This window comes from Rhizobium leguminosarum bv. viciae USDA 2370, assembly GCF_002008365.1.
GTDB lineage: Bacteria > Pseudomonadota > Alphaproteobacteria > Rhizobiales > Rhizobiaceae > Rhizobium > Rhizobium leguminosarum.
Genome location: NZ_MRDL01000026.1, coordinates 1 through 8700, shown reverse-complemented (window position 1 = coordinate 8700; position 8700 = coordinate 1). Strand labels below are relative to the sequence as shown.

General features: G+C 59.0%; 7 protein-coding genes and 3 pseudogenes. 9 read left to right on the top strand and 1 reads right to left on the bottom strand.

Features of this window, described 5'->3' with window-relative positions; genetic code table 11:
• Nucleotides 1–133: 133 nt before the first annotated feature.
• The 9 genes and pseudogenes from BS629_RS12865 to BS629_RS12825 all read left to right on the top strand — a co-directional run.
• Nucleotides 134–340 (top strand): annotated as a pseudogene (locus BS629_RS12865) (DDE-type integrase/transposase/recombinase); the annotation flags it as partial.
• A 456-nt stretch (nucleotides 341–796) separates the two neighbouring features.
• On the top strand, nucleotides 797–2029 hold the full coding sequence (gene proV / locus BS629_RS12860; RefSeq protein ID WP_077988271.1) for a glycine betaine/L-proline ABC transporter ATP-binding protein ProV: 1233 nt from the start codon (nucleotides 797–799) through the stop codon (nucleotides 2027–2029).
• A 22-nt stretch (nucleotides 2030–2051) separates the two neighbouring features.
• Nucleotides 2052–2933, top strand: a complete 882-nt coding sequence (locus tag BS629_RS12855; RefSeq protein ID WP_077988270.1) for an ABC transporter permease — start codon at nucleotides 2052–2054, stop codon at nucleotides 2931–2933.
• Between the two features lie 64 nt (nucleotides 2934–2997).
• Nucleotides 2998–3870 (top strand): glycine betaine ABC transporter substrate-binding protein, encoded by an 873-nt coding sequence (locus BS629_RS12850; protein WP_077988269.1) that lies wholly within the window; start codon nucleotides 2998–3000, stop codon nucleotides 3868–3870.
• 70 nt (nucleotides 3871–3940) lie between these two features.
• Nucleotides 3941–4231 (top strand): helix-turn-helix domain-containing protein, encoded by a 291-nt coding sequence (locus BS629_RS12845; RefSeq protein WP_011654142.1) that lies wholly within the window; start codon nucleotides 3941–3943, stop codon nucleotides 4229–4231.
• Nucleotides 4232–4280: 49 nt separating this feature from the next.
• Nucleotides 4281–4625: a DUF7674 family protein gene (locus BS629_RS12840; protein WP_077988268.1), complete on the top strand. Its 345-nt coding sequence runs from the start codon at nucleotides 4281–4283 to the stop codon at nucleotides 4623–4625.
• A gap of 400 nt (nucleotides 4626–5025) precedes the next feature.
• Nucleotides 5026–5270, top strand: a pseudogene (gene glnQ, locus BS629_RS12835) (glutamine ABC transporter ATP-binding protein GlnQ); the annotation flags it as partial.
• A 454-nt stretch (nucleotides 5271–5724) separates the two neighbouring features.
• The gene (locus BS629_RS12830; protein WP_077988267.1) at nucleotides 5725–6675 is read left to right on the top strand and encodes an IS481 family transposase; all 951 of its coding nucleotides are present in this window, start codon (nucleotides 5725–5727) and stop codon (nucleotides 6673–6675) included.
• A 78-nt stretch (nucleotides 6676–6753) separates the two neighbouring features.
• Nucleotides 6754–7514 (top strand): IS5 family transposase gene (locus tag BS629_RS12825; protein ID WP_108565347.1). Its coding sequence is split into 2 segments (ribosomal slippage): nucleotides 6754–7093 and nucleotides 7093–7514, totalling 762 coding nucleotides; the frame shifts between segments, so codons are not numbered across the junction.
• A 363-nt stretch (nucleotides 7515–7877) separates the two neighbouring features.
• On the opposite strand, the pseudogene BS629_RS40505 reads toward BS629_RS12825, so the two are convergent.
• Nucleotides 7878–8091 (bottom strand): annotated as a pseudogene (locus tag BS629_RS40505) (class I SAM-dependent methyltransferase); the annotation flags it as partial.
• Nucleotides 8092–8700: the final 609 nt, after the last annotated feature.

Here is an 8700-nt window from a genome sequence, read left to right as displayed (position 1 = left end):
GTGCTTGTAGCTGATGGTCGATGAGGTCATCTCAACCGTATTATCCGCCACCCGTTAAGTCGCCGACAACGTGACATCGCCCAGCCACGCCACAGTCAGCCGTTTCAAAGATCCACATCCGTGCACCAACGCCATTGAGAGTGACCATTTCTGCGTGAAGAAGAACATGCCGAAGATCGGCGGATTCCAATCCTTCAAAACCGCGCGTCGAACTATCGCAGGGTTCGAAGCGATGCTGTGGCTTCGAATAGGGTTTGGTTTCTTCGGAGAGTGGACCGTCAATGATCAGAACGATCTGCTCGCGCGTCTCTTCGGACTTCAAAAGATTAATAAGGCGTGAAGAGCAGAACGTATTTCAGCTCAACGCGTTCGGCCGACCGCTTTGCGACACGCCCGTTTCGCAACCCAGCGCTGGATGCACCCGAAGCCGCCCACAACGCCAGGGTCGCAGAAGCCCAAAACACCCTATTTTTGCGCCATCACAATGACCAGCTGGCAATAAATTTCATTTTCGTATGGACATCGAGCGTATATCCACCTACATAACGTTCAACTCCTCCGCCGAAGCGCTTTGTTTCGAAAGGAACATGAAGCGCTGAATGCAGACGTTACTGTCGATGATTGCCATGGTGGCAGAGCCATACTTGGATGGCCAGATACTTGATTAAATCAATAGCGTTTTGCTACGTTGAATATATAACCGACACTTGGGAATGCGCAGCAAATACTGTCGTCTCGACAAGCATCGGCTAAAAAAGGAGAATGCCTGGCCGCTTGAGCTCGGCGCCCAAATTATATGAATTCTGCAACTGAAAGAGACGTGCCGACACAATCGGCAACGACCAAGATTAGCCTCAAGAACATCTACAAAGTCTTCGGCGAGCATCCGAAAAAAGCCTTCGCACTACTGCGGGCCGGAAAGACCAAGTCTGAAATTCATGCAGCAACGGGCTGCTCGATCGGCGTCAACGACGCCAGTTTCGATATTCGTGCCGGCGAGATATTCGTGATCATGGGCCTGTCGGGCTCCGGCAAATCAACGCTGCTGCGCCTTCTCAACCGACTGATCGAACCGAGTTCCGGATCGATCGAGATCGATGGCCGCGACATCACCGGCATGTCGCGCAGCGAGCTGACCGCGCTTCGCCGCCGCGACATCAGCATGGTCTTCCAATCCGTTGCACTTCTGCCGAACCGCACGGTCCTCAACAACGCCGCCTTCGGTCTCGAAGTCGCCGGTGTCGGCGCGGTCGGCCGCAAGCAGAAGGCACTGGCGGCGCTGAAGGCCGTCGGCCTCGATGGCTATGCCGACAGCCGCCCGGACCAGCTCTCCGGTGGCATGAAGCAGCGCGTCGGCCTTGCCCGCGCACTGGCCAGCGAGCCGACGATCCTGCTGATGGACGAAGCCTTCTCGGCCCTCGACCCGCTGATCCGCACGGAAATGCAGGACGAACTGGTTCGCCTGCAGTCGGAACACAGCCGCACCATCGTTTTCGTCAGCCACGATCTCGACGAGGCTATGCGCATCGGCGACCGGATCTGCATCATGCAGAACGGCAATGTCGTGCAGGTCGGCACGCCCGACGAAATCGTCACCCAGCCGGCCAACGACTATGTTCGCTCGTTCTTCCGCAATGTCGATGTCGCCCATGTCTTCAAGGCCGGCGATGTTGCCCGCAAGTCGCAGGTGACGATCATCGAGCGCGAAGGCGTGTCCGCTGCCGCAGCGCTCGAGCGGATGAAGAACTTCGATCGTGAATACGCGATCATCCTCGGCCGCGACAAGACCTATTACGGCATGATCAGCCAAACTTCGCTGATCGAGAAGATGCGGGCCAAGGCAGCCGACCCTTATCGCGGCGCTTTCCTGACCGAGATCCAGGCCATTCCGGCTTCCGAGCCTTTGTCGAACGTGCTCGGCAAGGTCGCCGCCAGCCCATGGCCGGTACCCGTCGTCTGCGATCGCAACCGCTATATCGGCTCCATCAGCAAGTCGGCGCTGCTCGAAACGCTCGATCGCGCCAGCTGACCCCAAACACATCGGATATACTATGTACTTCGATATCGGAAGCGGCATCGACGCTGCCGTCAATTACGTCCTCGACAATTTCTCACCGCTGCTGGACGCCATCGCCGCGACCATCGGCTTCGTCACGGATGGCATCCAGAATGCCCTGCTGGCTATCCCCATGCCTGTCGGCATCGCGATCTTCGTGATCCTGTCGCTCTGGCGTGTGGGCATCGGCTTTGCGGTGTTTACCGCGCTCGGCCTGCTGCTCGTCAATCACATCGCCCTCTGGAGCCCGATGATGGAGACGCTGTCGCTGGTGATCGCCTCGACGCTGATCGCCATGCTGGTCGGCCTGCCGCTCGGCATCTCCATGGCGCGCAAGGATTCTGTCGCCGCCTTCGTGCGCCCTGTTCTGGACCTGATGCAGACCATGCCGGCCTTCGTCTACCTGATCCCGGCCGCGATGTTCTTCGGCCTGGGTGCCGTACCCGGCGCGATCGCCACGGTGATCTTCTCGATGCCACCGGTGGCCCGCCTCACCAATCTCGGCATCCGCCAGGTGGATGGCGAATTCATCGAGGCCGGCAATGCCTTCGGCTGCACCGCCACGCAGTTGCTCTTCAAGGTGCAGTTGCCGAATGCCCTGCCCTCGATCATGGCCGGCATCAACCAGACGATCATGCTGTCGCTGTCGATGGTCGTGATCGCCTCGATGATCGGTGCCGGCGGCATCGGCAACACGGTACTGACGGGCATCCAGCGTCTCGATGTCGGCACCGGCTTCGAAGGCGGTATCGCCGTTGTCATCCTGGCCGTCATTCTCGACCGGATCACCCAGAGCCTCGGAAAGCCCAGCGCCGCCTTCTGGTTGGGACTGTTTCGCAAGACCGAGCGCGAGGAACTGGCGACCGCTACCGCCTGACCCCCGCGTCAGACCATTGCGGGCAACGACCCGTCTAATGCGAACCTTCACAAAAGGAGCACATATGTTCAAAACACTCGCGACCCTCGGCCTCGCCGCCGCCCTTCTCGTTGGCACCGTCACAGCGACCATGGCTGCGGATGCCAAGGCGGTGAAGATCGGCTGGGCCGCATGGTCCGACGCCGAATTCGTCACTAAGCTCGCTGCCAAGCTGATCGAGACCAAGCTCAAGCAGAAGGTCGAGCTTGTGCAGGCAGACGTGGCGCCGCTCTACCAGGGTGTCGGCCGCGGCGATCTCGATGCGATGATGATGGCCTGGCTGCCGCAGACCCATGCGGACTATTATGCCAAGGTCAAGGAGAAGGTCGAGACGCTCGGCACCGTCTATGACGGCGCCAAGCTCGGCTGGGTGGTCCCGGACTACATTCCCGCAGACCAGATCGGCTCGATCGAGGATCTCAAGAAGGAAGACGTCCAGAAGAAGCTCTCCGGCACCATCCAGGGCATCGACCCCGGCGCCGGCCTAACGCGCCTTTCGGAGAAGGCCGAGAAGGATTACGGGCTGGGCAGCTACAAGCTGCAGATCTCCAGCGAAGCTGGCATGCTGACCACCGTCGATCGCGCCGTGCGCGGCGAAAAGTGGTTCGTGGCCACCGCCTGGAGCCCGCACTGGATGTTCGGCAAGCACCAGCTGCGCTACCTCGACGACCCGAAAAAGTCGCTGGGTGAAGCCGAGCACGTCGACATTCTGGCGCGCAAGGACTTCAAGTCGGAAAATCCCAAGGTTGCCGACTTCCTGTCGCGCATGAAGCTGCCGATTCCCGATCTGGAAGCGGCGATGTTTACCGCGCAGCAGAGCTCCTATGATGAAGCAGTCGACAAGTACATTGCCGACCACCCCGACCAGGTGAAGAGCTGGATCGGCGAGGAAGGCTGATCTCCGACATCATGCTCCCCAGCACCATCGTGCTGGTGAGCATCTTCGCAAGATCGAGCAGGAGCGACAGTTGTATATCGACAGCCCGGACACATTCTACACGACCGACGACACCATCGGCGGCCGGATATCGCTGGCGCGCGACGCGAACGGCCTGTCGGTCGAAGCCGCCGCCCTCGCAATCGGCATCGCGGCAGGCACCTGGATCGACTGGGAAAACGATCGTGACGCTCCCTTCCCCGACCGCCTCGTGATGATTGCCGAAGCGCTCGGGGTCAGCCTGGCGTGGCTCGTCAGCGGACGTGGCGAAGGGCCAACCTGGATCACCAGTGACAACGCTTCTGCCTTTCGTCCGGACTGACGGCCAACGGCCGCGCCAAACGATTTCAGCAGGACAAGGAACGACATCGATGGATACCAGCACAATCACATCCGAACTGACGCAGAAAATCCGTGGGGCGCCGGCCCTGGAAGCAGGATCGACAACCGGCCAGCCGATCGATCTCTCCGCCATGCACGCCCTCTATTCGGATTTGGGATGGCTGATCGCCGAGCGTTTTTCATCGCTTGAAGACCGCCAGAGGGTATTCGAGTTGATCGAGCTCGGCATGCGAAGCGGTGACCCCAAACTGAAGCATGCGCTATCGACCGGCTTGATCGAAGCGATGATTTCCCGCACCGGCGCGCAGCCGGCGAGGTGGCGACAGATCTCGGCGCAGCTCGGACCGCTGTCCGCTGCCTATATCCACGGATAGCTTTTTCCCCTGCCAAGTTCCGCCCATCTCGGCCGGCATCAGCGTGGATCGCAGATGCCGGCCTGTTCGTCTTCGGCCAGCCCCCTTCCTCGTCACGTGCAGGATAGACAGCGCCGGCAAAGGCTGCCGGGTGCGCCGATTGCCGACGGCGCGATCCTGCGAACCACGATCCCTTCGGCTACCCCTTCGCAATTGCGACAGAAGACATCGGAGTTGGGGAGGTGACCAGACGAAAGGATCAGACGCCGGACTGATGTTCAGGTGCGCCGTGTACAAGCTGAAACTCTGGCGAGTGAACCAGATGAAGATAACGTTTGAGAGCGCCGGTGCAAACGTTGGCCACGGTAACGGCGCGATAAGCGGTTGAGAAAACTGGTGCTTCTCTCCACGGTCGCCGGCCGAGCCGACCTCCGCGCTCGGTCCGGAAATGGTCTCGGAAGTTCTCGACACGATGACAAGCCTTGCCCGTGACGGCATGACGATGGTCTGCGTCACCCATGAAATGGGCTTTGCCCGCGCGGTCGCCGACCGGGTCATCTTCATGAACTCCGGCCAGATCGTCGAGAAGGCAATCCGGAGATGTTGTTCACAAATCCCCAGCACGAACGGACGAAGCTCTTTCTCAGCCAAATCCTCAGGCATTGAATGCCGAATCCGCCAAGCACTGATTTGGTTGCCCCAAACTGAATATCATCGGCGTTGTTGGTGAGGCGAGGCGAGATGAGGGGGCACCACTGATGCGCCCCAGGCGGAACGGCTTGCCGGGGCAGTCGTCCGGGGTTCGTTCGGAGCGGAGCTATGCTAACCCTCCTGCGGCTGCCCTTTTTCCGGTCAAGCCGTGCGCGAACTGGAGCCTGCGCGGGAGCGCCTGCGCCTGGTATGCTCATTGTTGGAGGAGCGTCCTGGCCGTGGCAGGCACGGCGTCGGCCCAAGAGGGCCGGCACCAAGCTGACCGCCATTCGGTGACTGATCTCACAAGCAACCCGGCTGGCCAAAAGGAGTGACCCGCGGCCGGAACGAAAAGATCACGGGGATGGTCTAGGTGTTTAGTCCCGGCATTTGATGGTGCATTATTTTCCTTAGAATGGAGGGAGGCACTATGGGCCAGGTTCTACACGGGAGCGCCACAACGACAGAGGCAATCCGTCGAGCAATACAAAATAGTGAAGAGAGCCTGAGAGCGCTTTCAAAGCGGTATGGGGTCAATCAGAAGACGATAGCCAAATGGAAGAGACGGACGTCATTGGCCGATCTTCCGACAGGCCCGAAGGACCCGCATTCGACAATCCTCTCCCTTGAAGAAGAAGCCGTCATCGTCGCCTTTCGCAGGCATACATTGCTGCCTCTTGATGACTGCCTCTATGCCCTTCAACCGACGATCCCGCATCTGACGCGTTCGTCCCTGCACAGGTGTCTGCAGCGCCACGGCATTTCACGTCTGCCGGAGGTTGGAGGCGACAAGGAGCCGAAGAAGAAGTTCAAAAGTTATCCGATCGGCTATTTCCACGTCGATATTGCCGAGGTGCAGACGGCCGAGGGCAAGCTCTATCTCTTCGTGGCGATTGACCGCACTTCCAAGTTCGCCTTCGCTGAGCTCTATGCCAAAGCTGGCAAGATGAATGCCGCCCAGTTCCTGCGCAACCTGATCGCGGCGGTGCCCTACACCATCCATACTATCCTGACCGATAACGGCATCCAGTTCACCAACCGAGCCTGTGACCAAAATGCTTTCCAGCACATCTTCGACCGAGTCTGTGAGGAATACGAGATCGAGCATCGCCTAACAAAGGTTAAGCACCCATGGACCAATGGGCAGGTCGAGCGGATGAACCGAACGATCAAGGAAGCTACTGTCAAGCGCTTCCACTACGACGATCACGCACAACTGAAAAAGCATCTCGCCTACTTCATCGACGCCTACAATTTTGGGCGCAGGCTCAAGACACTAAAGGGCCTCACCCCCTACGAGTTCATCTGCAAAAGGTGGACTTCCGAGCCAGATCGATTCATCATCGATCCTATCCATCAAATGCCGGGACTAAACACCTAGGCCGTAGTGACGATTTAACGTCTTGGGATTCCCAAGGGCAAGCAAATCAGATTCAACGCTGACTTTTGGAGGTCAGTGATGGATTGCGATGCCCTTCGGGATGATCAATGGGAACGGATCAGAGGCTTTGTACCGGGAGGGACCAGGGGCAAACGTGGTCCGCGCACGAACAATCGATTGTTTCTGGACGCGCTATTGTGGATGGCCCGTTCCGGCGGCCGCTGGCGCGACCTGCCCGAGCGACTGGGCGACTACCGCTCGGTGAAACGGCGTTACTACCGCTGGATCGAAATGGGTGTGCTCGATGAGATGCTGGCGATGCTTGCCCGAGAAGCAGACCTGGAATGGCTGATGATCGACAGCACCATCGTGCGGGCGCACCAGCATGCGGCAGGGGCGCGTAAGGTCAAAGGGGGGCGGATGCCCAGGGCCTGGGCCGGTCTCGGGGCGGATTAAGCACCAAAATCCATGCTGCAACGGAGGCACTCGGGCTTCCGGTTCGTCTGATCGCATCTCCCGGACAGCGTAACGACATCGCCTTTGCTCACGATCTCGTCGATGGCATCCAGGCTGCCGCTACGATTGCCGACAAAGGCTATGATGCCGATCATTTGTGCGACAAGATCACTGAAACCGGTGCTGACGTCGTCATCCCGCCGAAACGCAACCGCAAGCTCCAGCGCCCCTATGACGCCGATCTCTATAAGGAGCGAAACCGTATCGAACGCTTCTTCAGCAAGCTCAAACAGTTCAGACGCGTCGCAACCCGATACGACAAGCTGCTCGCAAACTTCATGGGCTTCGTTAAACTCGCCGCTATCGCTATTTGGCTCAAATAGTTAAATCGTCACTACGGCCTAGCCCTCCGCTGATTTCAGAAGCTCGGAGCGTGCCACGCGCTGCGTATAGAGCGGAACGGCACTCCAATCGCTATTGTGCTGCAATCCCGTGTGCGTTCAGGACCTCTTTCGTTACCGTGTCGTTAACTTGAGGTTGTTGTCCTTTTGCATCTGGCTCAGCGGCGCGCACGTGTCCTCGCCGATGACGTCAGTCAGGGGCACCAGCGATCGACATGATTATCATGATCGCCGCGCACGACGCGCCGCGGACAGTAGGAGACGTCGAACTCCGCCATCGGCGCTCCGATGTTGCGTTATGTCCGACGATGGTCATGATAAACCGACGGCCCCTGACTGTGCGCGTCACGCCCTACTCGCCCGAACGCTCAGCCACCGATCATCGGGCTTTCCGACGCACCAACGTATCTCGCTGACGATCCAGCCGGCGTCTGCGAGTGCGAACCGCAGGGCAGACTCGCGCCAGTGCGTCTCGACGTAACGCCGCGGCGCTGCCGTGTGTGGACACATCCTCGCCTTCGCCCTCTCTAACCGAGGCTTGCAACCGGCCACCGGTGGAGGCGCGATGGCCACAGGCACGCGATATTGCGGGACGGCGATAAATGTCCAATGTCATCGCATCTATTCTCCCACCAACCGGAACACTGGCGGCGCTCCATATGCGCGGAACGCCTTTAGGTCGACTTGGATCATCGGGCCACGCGACGTGTGCATGGTGAGGGTGCTGATATCAACGTCAATCCCGGATTTGTGTAAGTCGCGAATGGCATCATTCATTTGTTGAAGCGCTGCGCCTAGTCTTTCCTCGGCATGCTTCTGTCCTGTGAGGTTAGATGTCATGCTTGCCCCGATTGTTTGATGTTTGCTTCCGCCATGCGGATAACTTTGTTCGCCGCTTATATAGATAGCTTTCCGGCATTACCATCGAACGGCCTCTCTTTGTTGCGGGTAGAGCCAAAGGTTTTGGCAAGGAGGCTTGCAGCGGCCGTTTGATAGATCATCCCAAAGATAGTCTGGGCAATCGCCATTGCACAGTCGACATGCGCCCCGCAGGCGGCGGCGGCCAAATCCGGATCGTTCGCGTCGATAGAGCTGGTTCGGTTTGTCTGAACAGTTTCGGGCGTTTCGCTAAGTGGATTTCTGCCTCGATTATGCCGCCACCATCATT

What these genes read in the sequence shown, in the direction of transcription:
- BS629_RS12840 (WP_077988268.1), top strand. Translation starts at nt 4,281, where the DNA reads ATGGATACCAGCACAATCACATCCGAACTGACGCAGAAAATCCGTGGG.
- proV (WP_077988271.1), top strand. Translation starts at nt 797, where the DNA reads ATGAATTCTGCAACTGAAAGAGACGTGCCGACACAATCGGCAACGACC.
- BS629_RS12850 (WP_077988269.1), top strand. Translation starts at nt 2,998, where the DNA reads ATGTTCAAAACACTCGCGACCCTCGGCCTCGCCGCCGCCCTTCTCGTT.
- BS629_RS12830 (WP_077988267.1), top strand. Translation starts at nt 5,725, where the DNA reads ATGGGCCAGGTTCTACACGGGAGCGCCACAACGACAGAGGCAATCCGT.
- BS629_RS12855 (WP_077988270.1), top strand. Translation starts at nt 2,052, where the DNA reads ATGTACTTCGATATCGGAAGCGGCATCGACGCTGCCGTCAATTACGTC.